A 15,744-nucleotide genomic window follows, 5' to 3' on the forward strand; every position below is an offset into this window, starting at 1 on the left:
CTCCGAAGACGCGGGCGTCCATGAGGACACGACCGTCCGTGCGGACGCGACCGTCTGTGCGGACGTCGCTGACCGGCGCTGTCGCCCTCGCCCTGGTGCTGGCCGGCTGCGGCCTCAAGAGCGGCTCCCCGCTGGTCGACGACGTGGTGCCGGGCTCGGTCGGCCGGGGCGAACCGCTCAAGGGCGCGTCCCTGACGGTCACGTCGAAGAACTTCAGCGAGAACATCATCCTGGGCCAGATGATCGGCCTGATCTTCAAGGCGGCCGGCGCCGAGGTGCTGGACCGCACCAATCTGCCCGGCTCGATCAGCGCCCGCGAAGCGATCATCAACGGCGACGCGGACGCGATGTACGAGTACACGGGCACGGCCTGGATCACCTATCTCGGCAACGAGAAGCCCATCGTGGATCCGCAGCAGCAGTGGCAGGCGGTGCGCGACGCCGACCGGCGCAACGGTGTCACCTGGCTGCCGCAGTCCCGGCTCAACAACACGTACACGCTGGCGATCAGCAAGAAGAACAACGCCAAGTACCGGCTCAGGACGCTGTCGGACGTCGCCGCGCTGTCGCAGAAGGACCCGTCGGCGGTGACGGTCTGCGTGGAGAACGAGTTCGCGGCCCGCGAGGACGGGCTGCTGGGCATGGAGAAGGCGTACGGGATGAAGATCCCGGCGGCGAACATCCAGAAGATGGACGCCGGGATCATCTACACCCAGGTCTCCAAGTCCAACTCGTGCCTGCTGGGCGAGGCGTTCACGACGGACGGCCGGATCACGTCGCTGAACCTCGACACGCTCCAGGACAACAAGCACTTCTTCCCCAACTACAACGCCGCTCCCGTGATCCACACCGCGACGATCGAGGCGTGGCCGGCGATCGCCGGCCTGCTGAACCCCCTGAGCGCGCGGCTGACGACGGCGATCGCCCAGGAGCTGAACGCCAAGGTCGACGTGGCGGGCGAGGACCCGCACGAGGTGGCGAAGGACTGGCTGATCGAGGAGGGATTCATCAAGGAGGGGTAGGGCCTGTTGCCCGGGCTGGGGCTCGTGGGCTGCCGCCGAAACTTACCAATAACTCTTTGCAAAGAAGTGCTTGCAAGCATCTGGTTGCAAAGCTATCTTTGCACCATGACCGAGCCCGAGCCCCGCATGATCCGCCATCTCGATCCGCGATCCCTGCGCGGTCTCGCCCATCCCCTGCGGATGCGCCTGCTCAAGACACTGCGCCACGACGGCTCCGCCACCGCCTCCCAACTGGCGGAGCGGCTGGGCGAGTCGAGCGGTGCGACCAGCTACCACCTGCGTCAGCTCGCCGCCCACGGCTTCGTCGAGGACGACCCCGAACGCGGCAAGGGCCGCGAGCGATGGTGGCGGGCGGTGGTCGAGGGCACGATGTTCGACGAGTCCCTCTACAGCGATCCCGATCCCGCGGTGCGCGGGGCGGCCGACCTCTTCATGCACGAGGTCGCCACCCACCACACCGAGGAGGTCGGCACCTGGCTCGGCACCTCGCGGGAGTGGCCGGAGGACTGGCGCCGCAGCTCCGACCTCAGCGACTTCACCCTCCGTCTCACGCCCGCGCAGGCGAGAGAGCTCAACGAGAAGCTGCACGCGGTCATCGAGAGCTACCGCGATCTGGCGCCCGGCCCGGAGGCCGAGGACGCCGCTCAGGTCCGTATGCACCTGCACTCCTTCCCGCGTACCACCGCCTGAGGGGACATCCGGCATGAATCCCGAGATACATCGGCTCCTGCACGAGGACCGTGCACGCCAACTGCGCACCGAGGCCGCGTCGTTCACGCTCCGTCCGGCATCGGGGGACCTGCGCAGCCGACTGGGCTGGACGCTGGTCGAATGGGGCCTGCGGCTTGTGCAGGGGGCCCCGCGACGATCCCCGCGTATCGCATGACGGGGCGGGGGGACACGCGGACGACCGCCGCGAGGGAGGGAGATCGTCCGCCGGGATCCGAGGGAGGCGCGGGAGCCGGGGGCGGCGCGGGACATGAGGGCGGCGCGGGACATGAGGGCGACGCGAGACATGGGGGCGGCGGGGGACGCCGGCCGCTCGCCGCCGTACTGGCCGCCAACGCCGTCTCCATCACCGGCAATTCACTCACCCTCGTCGGCGTCCCGTGGTTCGCGCTGGAGACGACGGGCAGCCCCGCCAAGGCCGGTCTGGTCGCTTTCTGCGCCACCCTGCCGGTTGTCGTGTCCGCCCTCACCGGCGGACCGGTCATCGACCGCATCGGCCGCCGGCGGGTGAGCATCGCCTCCGACCTGATCTGCGCCCTCGCCGTCGCCGCGATCCCGCTGCTGCACTACGCCGGTGTGCTGGCCTTCTGGATGCTCTGCGCGCTGATGGCCGTCACCGGCCTCTTCCACGCACCGGGCGAGACCTCGCGCTATGTCCTCGTACCCGACCTCGCGAAAGCGGCGGGGACCCCGCTGTCCCGGGCCGCGAGCCTCTTCGACGCCGTGTCCCGCGGCGCACGCATGGCAGGTGCCGCACTCGCGGGCGTACTGATCGCGCTCACCGGCGCCGAGGCCGTTCTGCTGCTGGACGCCGCGACCTTCGGCGTATCGGCCCTACTCATCGCCGTGGGGGTGCGCGGACTCGGCGCGGCCGAACCGCGTAAGGCATCCGCCCCCGTCTCACTCACGGCCTACCGCCGCGAACTGCGCGAGGGCTGTGCCTTCCTCGTCCGCCACCGGCTGCTGCTGGCCGTCATGCTGATGGTGATGCTCACCAACGGGCTGGACCAGGGCTGGAGTTCGGTGCTCCTGCCGGTCCACGCCAAGGACAACCTCGGCGGCCCGGGCCATCTCGGGCTGCTCGTCGCCGTCTTCGCGGGCTGCGCATTGCTCGGCGCGCTGCTGTACGGCGCGATCGGCCACCGCTTCCCCCGGCGGGCCCTGTTCACCGTGGCGTTCCTGCTCTGCGGACTGCCCCGGTTCGCGGTGGCGGCCCTGGTGGACGGGACGGTGCCGCTGGCCGTGACCATGGCGATCGGCGGACTCGGGGCGGGCATGCTCAACCCGATTCTGACGACGGTCATGTACGAACGCGTGCCGGACGAACTGCGCAGCCGGGTCGCGGGCGTGAGCACGGCCGGGGTGCTGCTGACGACACCGCTCGGCGGACTGGCGGCGGGATTCGTCGTCGAGCAGTCGGGCCTGCCGGCCGCGATGCTGACGCTCGGCGCGCTCTACTTCCTCGCCACGCTCGCCCCGGCCCTCTTCCCTGCCTGGCGGGAGATGGACGCGCCGCTTCCCGAGGCATCCCGGCCCGGCACGGCGGACCGGCCCGGCCCGTTGGACGGGCAGGCCCCGGAGGACCGGCCGCGCCCGGCGGAACAGGTCAGCAGGAAGGGACCTTCGCGCCCTTGTTCAGAGCCCGAAGCGATTCCACGGTGCCCTTCAGAGACGTGACGGGGATCAGCCGCAGCCCCTTGGGCAGTTCGGCCTGAGCGTCCGAGCACTCCCCCTTCGGCACGAGGAAGACGGTCGCGCCGTCGCGCCGCGCCGCCTGCGTCTTCAGGGAGACCCCACCGACGGCGCCGACCTTGCCGTCCGCGGTGATCGTGCCCGTGCCGGCGATGGTGCGCCCGCCGGTGAGGTCGCCGCCGGCACCGTCGCCGTCGAGCTTGTCCACGACACCGAGCGAGAACAGCAGCCCGGCACTGGGCCCACCGATGTCGGCGAGCTCGAGTGTGACCTTCACCTTCGCCGGGTCCTCGTCGAGATAGTCGAGCGCGGCCTGCGAGGCGGCGGCCTGCGACTTGACCATGTCGTCGAGGTTGCGGCGCTCGACCTCCTGGTCCGACTTGCCCGCGGGATAGACGGAGTCCCGGGGCATGACGGCCCGGTCGGTCCGGAACCAGCTGTCGACCACGTCCCCGAGGAAGACGTCGGCGGACGGCCCGGTCGCGATGATGGTCGTCATCCGCAGCTCACCGGACGTCTTGCGGACGGGCGCCCCGCTGATCGTGATGACCGGCTTGCCCTTGTCGCTCCCCAGCACGTTCGCGGTGGAGCCGGGCTGTGCGACGGCGTACGGCAGCGGCGCGAAGCCCGCGGCGGCGAGGAGCGCGACGACGGGCAGGGCGCAGACGAGGACAGCGCGGTGACGCGTGAGACTGGAGAGCACGGCGCCAATGTATCTGGGCGCGCTTCACCGGTCCGGGCCGCACCCGGACCGCCGCGCCCGAACAGGACGGTTCCGTGCGCGCCGGCGCAGGGGGTACGCCCTTGCCGCGTCGGCGCCCGGACGGGTCCGGTGCCGGCGTGAGCGCACCCGTTTGCGCCCGCTTCCTTCGCCTTGCCGACGCCGGGAGCGGGCCATGCGGCGTCCCGGCACCCGCGTCGGTCCGCCGCTTCCCTCACCGCGTCAGCACCAGGGCCGGGCCGCCGTACGGCATTCCGGCACCCGCGTCAGCGCAGCGCGTCCGCCACTTCCTTCGCCGCGTCGACCACCCGCGGCCCCACTCTCTCCGGGACCGAGTCCGCGAGCATCACCACACCCACGCTTCCCTCTATCCCCGTCACCCCCACGAGCGCGGCCGCTGCCCCGCTCGCCCCGGCCTCCAGCTCGCCGTGGGTGAGCGTGTACCCGGCCTCCTTGGCGTTCCCCTGGCGGGCCGCCAGGATCGCCTTGCCCGCTGCGCCCCGGTCCAGCGGGTGCCGGAACCCCGCCCGGTAGGCCACGTGGTAGTCCGTCCAGGTCGGTTCGACGACCGCGACCGCCAGCGCCTCCGCGCCGTCGACCAGGGTGAGATGTGCGGTGGCCCCTATGTCCTCCGCCAGCGACCGCAGCGCCGGCATCGCCGCCTCCCGTACCAGCGGGTGCACCTGGCGGCCCAGGCGCAGCACGCCGAGGCCCACCCGGGCCCGGCCGCCGAGGTCGCGGCGGACGAGTGCGTGCTGTTCGAGCGTGGCGAGCAGCCGGTACACGACCGTGCGGTTGACGCCGAGCTTGTTGGACAGCTCGGTGACGGTGAGGCCGTGATCGGTGTCGGCGAGCAGCTTGAGGACTCGTAGTCCCCGGTCGAGCGTCTGGGAGGTCTCCGCGGTCACAACGCCCTCTCCTTCGGAGTGAAGTGACGGCGGCCCTCTCACGGCAACGACTGACACCGGTCCCGTCGGCGTCGCACCCAGAGGCCGCCGGCAGGCCATGGCACGCCGGCTGCGCTCCGCGGCGGCGCTGCCACGGGGCGTATGCGTTGCCGGGACAGTAGCGAGATGGTCCGCTCAGCGGAAGACCTCGTCCAGAATCCGGGCGCGCAGGAGAACCCGGCCGCACAGCGGAACGGCGGGCACGGGAGTCCCGAGGGGTCGGGCAAGGGCGGCCCGAGGGAATGTTCAGCGCGTACGGACAGGTGCCGGACTGCCGACAGGCGCCGGAGCACGGACAGGTACCGCGGAGCACCGACAGCTGCCGAAGTACAGACAGATGCCGGAGCACGGACGGGTGCCGGAGTACGGACAGGCACCGGAGCGCGGACAGGCACCGGCCTCACCGCATGCGCGTCGCCCACTCCTGGACCTTCTTGATCCGTTCGCGGATCTGCCCGGCCGTCGCCTCCGCGCTCGGCGGTCCGCCGCACACCCGCCGCAGCTCGGTGTGGATGACCCCGTGGGGCTTGCCGCTCTGGTGGACGTAGGCGCCGACCATGGTGTTCAACTGCTTGCGCAGTTCGAGCAGTTCCTTGTGCGAGACGACCGGCCGCCGTTCCGCGGGCAGCTCCAGGAGGTCGGCCTCCTCGTCCGGCTTCTTGCGGCTGTGCGCGATCTGCCGTGCCTGCCGCTTCTGGAGCAGCATCTGCACCTGGTCGGGTTCGAGCAGGCCCGGGATGCCGAGGTAGTCCTGCTCCTCCTCGCTCCCCGGATGCGCCTGCATGCCGAACTCGGCGCCGTTGTACATCACCCGGTCGAAGACGGCGTCGGACTCCAGCGCCTCGAACGGCAGCATGTCCTGATCGCCGGTGTCCTCGTCCTGCTGCTTGTTCGCGTCGTCCATCTCCTGCTCGGACTCGGCGTACGGATCCTCTTCGCCGTCCTTCTTCGGCTTGTCGAGGACGTGGTCGCGCTCGACCTCCATCTCGTTGGCGAAGCCGAGCAGCATCGGAATCGTCGGCAGGAACACCGACGCGGTCTCGCCCCGGCGCCGGGAGCGCACGAAACGGCCGACGGCCTGGGCGAAGAAGAGGGGCGTCGAGATGGTGGTGGCGTACACACCGACGGCCAGGCGCGGCACGTCGACGCCCTCGGACACCATGCGGACCGCGACCATCCAGCGGTCGGTGCCCTCGCTGAAGTCGTCGATGCGCTTGGAGGATCCGGTGTCGTCGGACAGGACGACGGTCGCCTTCGTCCCGGTGATCTCGCGGATGAGCTTGGCGTACGCGCGCGCCGAGTCCTGGTCGGAGGCGATGACGAGGCCGCCGGCGTCGGGGATGGACTTCCGTACCTCACCGAGGCGCTGGTCGGCCGCGCGCAGCACGTTCGGCATCCATTCGCCGCGTGCGTCGAGCGCGGTGCGCCAGGCCTGCGAGATGGCGTCCTTCGTCATCGGCTCGCCGAGCCGAGCCGCGATCTCGTCACCGGCTTTGGTACGCCAGCGCATGTTGCCGCTGTAGCTGAGGAATATGACGGGCCTGACGACTCCGTCGGCGAGGGCGTTGCCGTAGCCGTACGTGTAGTCGGCGGAGGACCGCCGGATGCCGTCGTTGCCTTCCTCGTACGTGACGAAGGGGATCGGGTTGGTGTCGGAGCGGAAGGGCGTACCGGTGAGGGCGAGCCGCCGGGTCGCCGGGTCGAAGGCCTCCAGGCAGGCCTCGCCCCAGGACTTGGAGTCACCGGCGTGGTGGATCTCGTCGAGGATGACGAGGGTCTTGCGCTGTTCGCAGCGGTTGCGGTGCAGCATCGGGCGTACGCCGACACCGGCGTACGTCACGGCGACGCCGTGGTACTCCTTGCTGAGCGGTCCGGCGCTGTAGTCGGGGTCGAGCTTGATCCCTATCCGCGCGGCCGCGGCCGCCCACTGCTTCTTCAGATGCTCGGTCGGCGCGACCACGGTCACCTGCTGGACGACGTGGTGGTGCAGCAGCCAGGACGCGAGGGTGAGCGCGAAGGTCGTCTTGCCGGCGCCGGGGGTGGCGACCGCGAGGAAGTCGCGCGGCTGCTCCTGGAGATATCTCTCCATGGCCCCTTGCTGCCAGGCACGCAGCTTGTTGGCGGTACCCCACGGAGCACGCCCGGGAAAGGCGGGTGAGAGGTGATGGGAGTGGGAGGCGGTAGTAGTCACGATCTCCGGTTCGCCGCTCGTCCAGATATGACAACCGGGCCACCCTACCGGTGTGACGGGTGCGGGCTGAGGGGGACGGGGCCGGTGACGTGGGTGTTGAGATGTGACTCACAGCGGGTGCGAGCCGTGCGGGTCGTCGTCGCGCCGCGGTCGCCGGGGCGTACGGGTGACCATCGGGCCGCGGTCGCCGGGGCGTACGGGTGACCATCGGGCCGCGGTCGCCGGGGCGTGCGTGAGGGCCCTTCCCCGGTCCCCGCACCGCCCGCACCGTTCCCCGAGTCGGGTCCCCACCCAGGCCCCCACCAGCGCGACGGCGGCCATGGGGAGGAACACCGCCGCGAACGCCGCCGGGTGCGAGCCCGCCGCCGAGACGCCGTGGCCGGCGACCGACCCGCCGCCCAGTGCCGCGAACGCCGCACCGCCGATCGCCAGCAGCAGCACGTTCGACAGACCGTCCGAGATCTGGAGGGCCGCCGAGTTCGCGCCGGCCTCCTCGGGTGCCGACAGCTTCAGCAGCAGCACGCTCGTGGAGGCGATCACCATGCCCATGCCGAAGCAGCCGAACGCCCAGGCGACGCCGACGATCCAGACGGGGACCTCGGGGATCAGCACGCTCGGCGCCGCGGCGATCGACGCCGCCACCAACGCCATGCCGGTCAGCATCAGCCGCTCCCGGTGCGGTTCGAGCCGCGGCCGGGACTGTACGTACGACCCGAGCGCCCAGGTCGCGCCGCCCACCGCGAGCGAGAGGCCGGCCATCGTCGGCGACAGCCCGCGCTGGGTCACCAGCATCAGCGGGACGAAGGACTCGGCGGCGATGAAGGACCCCGCGGCGATGCCCCGCAGCAGGACGACGGAGGGCAGCCCGCGCGCCGCGCGGTACGTCCCCGGCGGCAGCAGACCGAGCACCGCCGGAACCAGAAGGGCGGCGCCCGCCGCGGCCGGTACGAGCGAGAGCCAGCGCAGGTCCTGACCCGCGTACTGGAGCAGCCCGGCACCCGTGGAGATGCCCAGCGCCAGCCGGATACGACGGCCGTCGAAGACGGGCCGCGGCCCGGCAGGATCCGCGGGGCCCGAAGCCATCCGCCGGATCGCGGGCAGCGCGAGCGCCAGCGGGAAGACGACCAGCGCGGGAATGCCGACGAACACCCAGCGCCAGCCGAGATGTTCGGTGACCGTGCCGGAGGCGAGCGGCCCCACGACCGAGGGGATCACCCAGCTCGCGGCGAAGGCGGCCATGATGGCGGGCCGCAGCCGCTCGGAGTAGGCGCGCCCGACGACGACGTACAGCGCGACGATCACGAGCCCGCCCCCGAGCCCCTGAACCGCGCGCCCCACGATGAACAGCCACATCGCACCGGCGGTCCCCGACAACAGCAGCCCGGCCCCGAAGGCGGCCATCCCGGTGGCGAGCGGCCGGAGCGGCCCGTCCCGGTCGGCCCACTGCCCGGAGAGCACCATGGCGAAGAGGCTGGTGGTGAAGTACGCGGAGAAGGCGAAGGCGTAGAGCTCGATGCCGTGCAGCTCATGCGCGGCGACGGGCATCGCGGTACCGACGGCGGTCGCCTCGAAGGCGATCAGCAGGACGACGGAGACGATGCCGACGCTGAGCGCACGATGGGTCCGGCCGAGGACCCCGCCCTGCTCACCGTCGTCGGACGGCGCGACGCCGGCGGGCAGGGGCGGGGTGACCTCGGCGTCACGGGGTTCGAGGACGGTCATGCCCCTCACAGTAAGGGGCAAAGTGCAGCGTGAACCCTGTCGCTGGACGGGTCCGGACTGGTCCCTTGGTCGTACGACCATGAACGCCGTGTGGCAGTCGTATTGCAGGGCGCCCGCCGCTCTTGAGCGGCGAGGGGGCCGCGCCTACGGTCGGTTCAGAAGAGAAACACGGCCGTGTGCCCGAGTGGTTCAGGGACTCGCCTGCAAAGCGAGTTACGCGGGTTCGATTCCCGCCACGGCCTCACGTGTTTGACCAGGAGGAACGACAGGGGCACCCCCTCAGGGGTGCCCTTACTCGTTCAAGATCCCCAGACGGTGATCACTGTCACCGCACCCGACCTCCGTGGACAGAACAGGTATCGGGTTCCCCAGGGTTCGAGTTCACCGAAGGGTCAGGAACTGGCGACGTGCCTGCGTCGTTGCAGGATCCACTGGTGTACGGGCGGTGTAATACCGGCACCCACGATGAATCCGATCGTGACGCTCTGGCTCGCGAACGCGATGATCCCGAAAACTGCGCACAGAACCATGCCGGTCACCACCAGGCCCGCGACCTTGATGCGCGAGGCCAGCTGGTTCAGCCATCTCACCGTCGAGAACGTCATGAGATACACGTTGGAGCCGAAAGCGGCCGCCGCCAGAACGGTGAGAGTATTCATTCCGCAACCTTTCACAATCGGAAGCCGAGATGTGTCCATCCGGCCGCCGCGGTCAGCCGTGCTCCCTTTTCGGGATGCACACGGTGCCGGTGATCATGCCCCAGGTGTAGCGGGGGTCGGCGACCACGGGGTAGGCGGTGTCGGGACCAACCCGGCGGGCCGGTCGCGAGTTGCCCGTGCTTGCAGTCGCAAGGTGCGCCTGCGGTGGTCTTCCAGGTGATCGCTAAACTCTCCGTGCCGTTGGACACGTCAAGGGGGATGCACACATGGGACGACCGCGCACATCGCCACCTCCGCGCAGGCGTGCCCACGCCGTTGCCGGCGCAGCCTGACCGATGCTGCAACCCCTCGCCCACGACGACCTCGACCGTTTCGGTCCCTACCGCCTCCTCGCCCGTCTCGGCAGCGGAGGCATGGGGACCGTCTATCTCGCCCGGTCAGCGGGCGGCCGTACCGTCGCGCTCAAGACGATGCATGCGGGCATCGCGTCGGACCCCGCCTCACGCACGCGCTTCCAGCTGGAGACGGACGCGGCGCGCGTCATCGGCGGCCACCACGGCGCGACCGTCGTCGACGCGGACCCGCTCGCCGAGACGCCGTGGCTGGCCACGGAGTACGTCCTCGGCCCGCCACTGGACGACGCCGTCGCGCTGGCGGGCCCGCTGCCCGAAGCCTCGGTCCGCGCCCTGGGCGCCGCCCTCTCCGGCGCACTTGCGCAGCTGCACGGCTCCGACGTCGTCCACCGCGACCTCAAGCCCTCGAACGTGATGGTCACGGGGTACGGGCCCAAGATCATCGACTTCGGTATCGCGCGGGCGGCGGGCGACGACCGCCTCACACGGACGGGTTCGGCGGCGGGCACGCCCGCCTTCATGTCCCCCGAGCAGGCGACCGGCCTGGAACACACCCCGGCGGGTGATGTGTTCGCCCTCGCCGGTGTGCTGGTCTTCGCCGCCTCCGGCCATGGTCCCTTCGGCGTCGGGCAGGCCGCCGACCTGCTCTATCGCGTCCGTTACGCGGATCCCGATCTCGGCGGCGTTCCCGACGCGCTCGTCCCCATCCTGGCCCGGTGCCTGTCGAAGGACCCTGCGGCGCGGCTCACGACATCACAGCTGATCTCCCAACTGCATGACGGGGGTGGGCAGTTCGCTGACCATCTGCCCGATCTGGTGCTGGCGGAGATCGCCCGTCGGGCCTCTGAGGTCTGGCAGTTCCACCCGCGCCGCCTGCCGCCCCCGCCGCCGGAGCCCGACTCTTCCCGGCCCACAGCCGTCTCTCGCCGCAAGCTGCTGACGATGACCGGCGGTTCGGTGCTGGGAGTGGCCGCCGCGGGGGCGGGGGCGTGGCTGTGGCTCGGCGGGACGGAGGACGACCCGTCGGGAAAGGATGCGGATCCGGCGGCCGGCCCCCGCCCGCTCTGGAACGCCGACACCGGCAAGGCGAACGAACGGGCTCACTTCCTCCCGCTGGGCAACGCGATCGCCACATTCTCGGGCGAGAGCTTCGTCGGCCTGAGCGTGAAGACCGGCAAGGAACTCTGGGCGTCCCAGCAAGTGATCAAGGGATGGAACCAGATCACCTCGGACGGCACGACGATGTACGGCTTCCTGCCCACCCCCGACGCATCGCGGCGACTGGCCGTACACACCTTCACGCCCGCTGCCGGCACGCCGTTCCGCCACGTCGGCACGCTCGACGACTACGCGGGCGGGAGCAGTGACGCCCAAGCGCTCGCAGTGGCGCAAGGCGTGCTCTGCTTGGTGGCCCGCAAGTACGCGGCACCGCACGGCGAGCCCGGCGAGCAGGGGAAGGACTGGTACGCGCTGGCGGTCGACCTGCGTACCGGGAAGAAGCTCTGGGAGAACGCCGTGCGGGCGGCAACGCCCGGGTACGGATCGTCCGACATCGGAGCCGCGATCGTGGGCGACCGGCTGGTCCTGTGCCGCTATGAGAACGAGGACCCGGAAGGGCCGCACGACATCCACGTCTTCACCACCCACCTTCGTACCGGTGAACGGCTCTGGGGCACGTACGTGCCCCGCCGTATCAAGGACCCCGCCAATGTCGTCCAGAACCCACTCGCCGTCGACGATCAGCACGTCTATGTCTCCAGCGGGCTCATCCACGCCCTGCGCCTCTCGGACGGCAAATCCGTCTGGCAGTTCGGCGCCGGCCGCAACCAGGGCGAGATCGAGCCCGATCAACGGGCGTACGGCGCCCCCACGGTGAAGGGCGGCGTCGTGTACGCGGTCGAGGGCGACCGGGGTCTCGTCGCCCTCGACGCGGCGACGGGAAAGCTTCTGTGGGCGGAGATCGAGGACCTGACCAAGAACGAGACTCCGGACCTGGAGTTCCCCCCGGTCATCGGAACGAAGTACGCGTACGTCAAGCTCGACACCGGGATCCGCGCCGTCGACCTCCGCACCCGGAAGTCCGCATGGACATACCGGAGTTCACCCGCCTACTTCGCGGCGGACTCACGTGCGAAGCATCTGATCTGCGCGGAAGCGAACACCACCACCGCCCTGCCCTTCCAGTGAGAAAGCACCAGGCCGATGATTCCCCTCAGCACCGGTGACCCCCTGCGCCTCGGCCCCTACCGCCTGCTCGGAATCCTCGGCGAAGGAGGCATGGGCAAGGTCTACTTCGGGCGGGACAACGCCGGCCGGGCGGCGGCCGTCAAGGTGCTGCGGCGCGAGCTCGCGCACGACGGAAACCTGGCACAGCGCTTCCTGCGGGAGGCTCAGACCGCGCAGGCCGTGACCAGCAGGGGCGTCGCGCGGGTCCTCGGGGCCCGAACGGAGGGTGGACGGCCCTGGATCGCCGCGGAGTTCCTCGCCGGCCCCACACTCGACGACGCCGTCACCGCGTACGGTCCGCTGGACGAGCCCGCCTTCCGCGCTCTCGCCGCCTCCCTCGCGCGGACCCTGCAGGACATCCACGCGGCCGGTCTGATCCACCGCGACCTCAAGCCGCCCAACATCGTGCTGACGTCCGGCGGCCCGCGTGTCATCGACTTCGGCATCGCCCGGCCCGAGCACGGCCTGACGCTCACCACGACCGGTCAGATCCCCGTCACCCCCGGCTACGGCGCTCCGGAGCAGGTGCTCGGGCAGCGCGTGGGCCCCGCGGCCGACGTCTTCTCGCTCGGGGCGCTCCTGGTGTACGCGGCGGGCGGACAACGCGCCTACGACGGCCCTCACGTGGCGGGCGTGCAGTACCAGGTGGTGCACGGCGAGCCGGACATGCGTCATGTGCCCGACGTGCTCCGTCCCCTGCTCCTGCCGTGTCTGGCCAAGAACCCCGCGGAGCGTCCGCTGCCCGCCCAGATCGCGGAAGCCCTCACGCCGCCACGCGGGGCCGAGAAGGTCTGGCGTCAGGGCCCACTGGCCGCGGACATCGCACACCGCGAAGCCGGCGCGGCCGCGCTGACGACGACGCGGTCCGACGATCCGGCCCGGCCCTCCCGGCGTCGGCTGCTCACCGTCCTCGCCACGGCGGGCACGGTCGTCGCGGCCGGCGGCGGAACCGCCGCATGGTGGCTCAACAACGGCAAGGACAGCCCTGACGCCGAGAAGCCGGTCGACGTGCCACCGGCAGCCGCTCGCCCCGCGGCGGCCGAGCCATGGGCCGTGGACGCGGAACTGAAACCGCTGTGGGGCCCGTTGAGCGGAGCGGACTTCGAGACCCGCGCTCCCCTGCCGGTTCGCGATGTCGTGGTCTTCGGCGCCGCGGGCGGCGGACTCGCCGCTCGCCGTGTCACGGACGGCGAACAGAAATGGGCGGCCCCCGATGTGGAGTCCTGGGCCGGCTACGTCACCGTCGCCGACAGGCTCGTCGTCGGCGTGGACGGGGCGGGCGCGCTGCACGCCCACATCGCATCGACCGGTGTCCGGGCGTGGACGCTGCCCGGCTCCGTCGAAGTCGTCCTGGCCGCTGACGCCCGCACGGTCTACGTGATGACCCGGGAGCGCCGCCTGCGCGCGATCAGCGTCGCCACGAGGAAGACGCTGTGGTCGGTCACGACCCCCGTCCGCACATCGGCGGCCGATCCGCCGGCGGCGGCGGCAGGCGCGGGACGGCTGGTCCTCTTTTCCTCCGACGGCAAGGTGGCCGCCGTGGACACGGCAACCGGCCGCACGGTCTGGGACATCCCTTCCCAGGGCACGGAGGCCACCGCCCCGGCCGTGGTGAAGGACAGGGTCTACCTCGGTGGCGGGACGCTGACGGCCCGCTCGCTCGGCGACGGGAAGAAGGTGTGGTCCGTTCCTGCGGAGACCAAGAGCTGGGGGCCACCGACCGTGCGCGGCAACGAGGTGTACGCCGCTGAGGGCCTGCTCCACCGTTTCGCGGCGAGCACCGGGCGCAAGCAGTGGACGTCCTTCTCGAACGTGACTTCCGAGGCGGCGCCGGTTGTTCAGGCCGGCACCGTATGGTCCCCCACGATCAACGACGGTGGGGTCGAGGCCTACAGCGCCCGGGACGGTGAGTATCTCGACGACTACTCGCCCGACAGCACCGGTACGTACACGATGTCCGGCGACGGCAACCGTCTCTTCGTCGCTCACGCGGGGACCCTTGCCGCCTTCCCCGTCCGCGCCTGAGCGCCGGGGCCCTCGGGCAGCTGCACCGACATGACTCTCCACCAGGACACGTGCAAACAGCGCGCCCCTAGTGGAAACGAGGCCAGTTCGCGTCGGCGACCTGTGGAGCAGTCTTCGGAAGGTTGGTGTCGTTGGTGCAACCGGCCTGGTCCGCGACCTTGTGGGCGACCTCCAGGACCATGTCGAGACCGACTTCGCGGGCCTGCTTCGCGGTGAGATGAGCGGAGTCCATCGGGTGCGCCAGGACGTTCACCTCCACGTACTTGTCGTTCCGGATGTATTCCGGAGCGTCCTTCGGCTGATCCACATCGCACTGGAAGTAGAGCCGGTTCGTGGGCCCCAGATAGTAGGCATGCACACCGGCGTCGAACGTCTTCGCCTGGTCACCCCTGAGAGCGCCGGCAGCCTCGAAGTCGTCCGCCTTGGGAGGTTCGTTGTCCCAACTGAGATGCATCGAGAGCACGAGCTCCACGCGGTCGTCGCTCTCGACGTCGTAAGCGCAGTGGCTCGGCCAGTGATCCTTGATCACCCTGTACGGCGACTTCGAGATGAAGAACTTGTTGCCCGGCCCGAGCAGCTTCTGCATCGACCCCTGGCTCGGCATCCCGTCCCAGCACGGATTCGCCGGCGCGCTCAACGGCTTGGCATTCCCCTTGTCGCCCGCCCAGAGCCAGACACCCAGCCCGGTAGCCGCGATCGCCAACACTCCGGCGAGAGCAACGACCTTGCCCCGCACGGGCATTCTCGTCACCGGCATACCCCTAATGGAACCGAGGCCAGTTCGGCTCGTTGACCTGTGGAGCAGTCTTCGGAAGGTTGGTGTCGTTGGTGCAACCGGCCTGGCCAGCGACCTTGTGGGCGACCTCCAGGACCATGCCGAGGCCCACTTCACGTGCCTGCTTCGCGGTGAGATCAGCGGAGTCCATCGGGTGCGCTGCGACGTCCACCCTCACGTACTTGTCGTTCCGGAGGTTGTCCGGAGCGTCCTTCGGCTGATTCACATCGCACCGGAAGTAGAGCCGGTTCGTGGCCCGCAGGTAGTACGCGAGCATCCCAGCGTCGAACTCCTTCACCTCGTCGCCAGGGCCGGCGCCGGGAACAGGGAGATCGGACACCTTGGGCGGTTCGCGGTGCCAACTCAGGTACACCGAGAGCAAGGGCTCCACACCGTTGGCATCCTGGACGTCGTAATTGCACCGGGTCGTCGAGTGATCCTTGATCACCCCATACGGCGACTTCCGGAGGATCAACTGCTTGCCCGGCCCGAGCAGCTTCTGCATGGACTCGGGGCTCGGCGTCCCGTCCCAACACGGCTTCGCCGGCGCGCTCAGCGGCGTGCTGTCCTCCTTGTCGTCGCCCACCCAGAGCCACACCCCCAGGCCCACGGCCGCGACCAACAACACTGCGGCGAGGGCAACGATCTTGCCCCGCGCGGACTTCACAGACACCGACATGCT

The 15,744-nt window shown here is 70.5% G+C and carries 13 protein-coding genes and 1 tRNA gene; 7 read left to right on the forward strand and 7 right to left on the reverse strand.

What is annotated here, in order from left to right:
- The first annotated feature begins 20 nt into the window (after positions 1-20).
- From ACQPWZ_RS13775 to ACQPWZ_RS13790, 4 genes are all read left to right on the forward strand, one after another.
- On the forward strand, positions 21-1,022 hold the full coding sequence (locus ACQPWZ_RS13775; RefSeq protein ID WP_405570010.1) for a glycine betaine ABC transporter substrate-binding protein: 1,002 nt from the start codon (positions 21-23) through the stop codon (positions 1,020-1,022).
- 105 nt (positions 1,023-1,127) lie between these two features.
- Positions 1,128-1,712: an ArsR/SmtB family transcription factor gene (locus tag ACQPWZ_RS13780; RefSeq protein ID WP_356705239.1), complete on the forward strand. Its 585-nt coding sequence runs from the start codon at positions 1,128-1,130 to the stop codon at positions 1,710-1,712.
- A 13-nt stretch (positions 1,713-1,725) separates the two neighbouring features.
- Positions 1,726-1,908 carry a hypothetical protein gene (locus ACQPWZ_RS13785; protein ID WP_433571465.1) on the forward strand — a complete coding sequence of 61 codons (183 nt, stop codon included), beginning with the start codon at positions 1,726-1,728 and terminating at the stop codon, positions 1,906-1,908.
- The gene (locus ACQPWZ_RS13790) at positions 1,905-3,428 is read left to right on the forward strand and encodes an MFS transporter (RefSeq protein WP_433571466.1); all 1,524 of its coding nucleotides are present in this window, start codon (positions 1,905-1,907) and stop codon (positions 3,426-3,428) included. The genes ACQPWZ_RS13785 and ACQPWZ_RS13790 overlap by 4 nt, the downstream gene beginning before the upstream one ends.
- Here ACQPWZ_RS13790 and ACQPWZ_RS13795 read toward each other — a convergent pair.
- The 4 genes from ACQPWZ_RS13795 to ACQPWZ_RS13810 form a co-directional block, all read right to left on the reverse strand.
- Positions 3,358-4,146, reverse strand: a complete 789-nt coding sequence (locus ACQPWZ_RS13795) for a S16 family serine protease (RefSeq protein WP_433571467.1) — start codon at positions 4,144-4,146, stop codon at positions 3,358-3,360. The genes ACQPWZ_RS13790 and ACQPWZ_RS13795 overlap by 71 nt on opposite strands.
- A 284-nt stretch (positions 4,147-4,430) precedes the next feature.
- Positions 4,431-5,072 carry an IclR family transcriptional regulator gene (locus tag ACQPWZ_RS13800; protein WP_327683786.1) on the reverse strand — a complete coding sequence of 214 codons (642 nt, stop codon included), beginning with the start codon at positions 5,070-5,072 and terminating at the stop codon, positions 4,431-4,433.
- A gap of 439 nt (positions 5,073-5,511) precedes the next feature.
- On the reverse strand, positions 5,512-7,305 hold the full coding sequence (locus tag ACQPWZ_RS13805) for a DEAD/DEAH box helicase (RefSeq protein ID WP_340477865.1): 1,794 nt from the start codon (positions 7,303-7,305) through the stop codon (positions 5,512-5,514).
- A gap of 105 nt (positions 7,306-7,410) precedes the next feature.
- On the reverse strand, positions 7,411-9,024 hold the full coding sequence (locus ACQPWZ_RS13810; RefSeq protein ID WP_433571468.1) for an MFS transporter: 1,614 nt from the start codon (positions 9,022-9,024) through the stop codon (positions 7,411-7,413).
- A gap of 170 nt (positions 9,025-9,194) precedes the next feature.
- On the opposite strand from ACQPWZ_RS13810, the gene ACQPWZ_RS13815 reads away from it, so the two are divergent.
- Positions 9,195-9,266: transfer RNA gene (locus ACQPWZ_RS13815), tRNA-Cys, on the forward strand.
- A gap of 150 nt (positions 9,267-9,416) precedes the next feature.
- Here ACQPWZ_RS13815 and ACQPWZ_RS13820 read toward each other — a convergent pair.
- Positions 9,417-9,683, reverse strand: coding sequence for a hypothetical protein (locus ACQPWZ_RS13820; RefSeq protein WP_433571469.1), 267 nt, complete (start codon positions 9,681-9,683; stop codon positions 9,417-9,419).
- Positions 9,684-10,018: 335 nt separating this feature from the next.
- On the opposite strand from ACQPWZ_RS13820, the gene ACQPWZ_RS13825 reads away from it, so the two are divergent.
- On the forward strand, positions 10,019-12,223 hold the full coding sequence (locus tag ACQPWZ_RS13825) for a protein kinase domain-containing protein (RefSeq protein WP_433571470.1): 2,205 nt from the start codon (positions 10,019-10,021) through the stop codon (positions 12,221-12,223).
- A gap of 15 nt (positions 12,224-12,238) precedes the next feature.
- Positions 12,239-14,287, forward strand: coding sequence for a serine/threonine-protein kinase (locus ACQPWZ_RS13830; protein WP_433571471.1), 2,049 nt, complete (start codon positions 12,239-12,241; stop codon positions 14,285-14,287).
- 67 nt (positions 14,288-14,354) lie between these two features.
- Here ACQPWZ_RS13830 and ACQPWZ_RS13835 read toward each other — a convergent pair whose 3' ends face one another.
- On the reverse strand, positions 14,355-15,044 hold the full coding sequence (locus tag ACQPWZ_RS13835) for a hypothetical protein (protein ID WP_433571472.1): 690 nt from the start codon (positions 15,042-15,044) through the stop codon (positions 14,355-14,357).
- 4 nt (positions 15,045-15,048) lie between these two features.
- On the reverse strand, positions 15,049-15,741 hold the full coding sequence (locus ACQPWZ_RS13840) for a hypothetical protein (protein ID WP_433571473.1): 693 nt from the start codon (positions 15,739-15,741) through the stop codon (positions 15,049-15,051).
- Between the last annotated feature and the right edge of the window lie 3 nt (positions 15,742-15,744).

It is taken from the genome of Streptomyces sp. CA-251247 (assembly GCF_050952975.1).
Lineage (GTDB): Bacteria > Actinomycetota > Actinomycetes > Streptomycetales > Streptomycetaceae > Streptomyces > Streptomyces achmelvichensis.

What these genes read in the sequence shown, in the direction of transcription:
- ACQPWZ_RS13810 (WP_433571468.1), bottom strand. Translation starts at nt 9,024, where the DNA reads ATGACCGTCCTCGAACCCCGTGACGCCGAGGTCACCCCGCCCCTGCCC.
- ACQPWZ_RS13780 (WP_356705239.1), top strand. Translation starts at nt 1,128, where the DNA reads ATGACCGAGCCCGAGCCCCGCATGATCCGCCATCTCGATCCGCGATCC.
- ACQPWZ_RS13820 (WP_433571469.1), bottom strand. Translation starts at nt 9,683, where the DNA reads ATGAATACTCTCACCGTTCTGGCGGCGGCCGCTTTCGGCTCCAACGTG.
- ACQPWZ_RS13785 (WP_433571465.1), top strand. Translation starts at nt 1,726, where the DNA reads ATGAATCCCGAGATACATCGGCTCCTGCACGAGGACCGTGCACGCCAA.
- ACQPWZ_RS13840 (WP_433571473.1), bottom strand. Translation starts at nt 15,741, where the DNA reads ATGTCGGTGTCTGTGAAGTCCGCGCGGGGCAAGATCGTTGCCCTCGCC.
- ACQPWZ_RS13775 (WP_405570010.1), top strand. Translation starts at nt 21, where the DNA reads ATGAGGACACGACCGTCCGTGCGGACGCGACCGTCTGTGCGGACGTCG.
- ACQPWZ_RS13825 (WP_433571470.1), top strand. Translation starts at nt 10,019, where the DNA reads ATGCTGCAACCCCTCGCCCACGACGACCTCGACCGTTTCGGTCCCTAC.
- ACQPWZ_RS13830 (WP_433571471.1), top strand. Translation starts at nt 12,239, where the DNA reads ATGATTCCCCTCAGCACCGGTGACCCCCTGCGCCTCGGCCCCTACCGC.
- ACQPWZ_RS13835 (WP_433571472.1), bottom strand. Translation starts at nt 15,044, where the DNA reads ATGCCGGTGACGAGAATGCCCGTGCGGGGCAAGGTCGTTGCTCTCGCC.
- ACQPWZ_RS13790 (WP_433571466.1), top strand. Translation starts at nt 1,905, where the DNA reads ATGACGGGGCGGGGGGACACGCGGACGACCGCCGCGAGGGAGGGAGAT.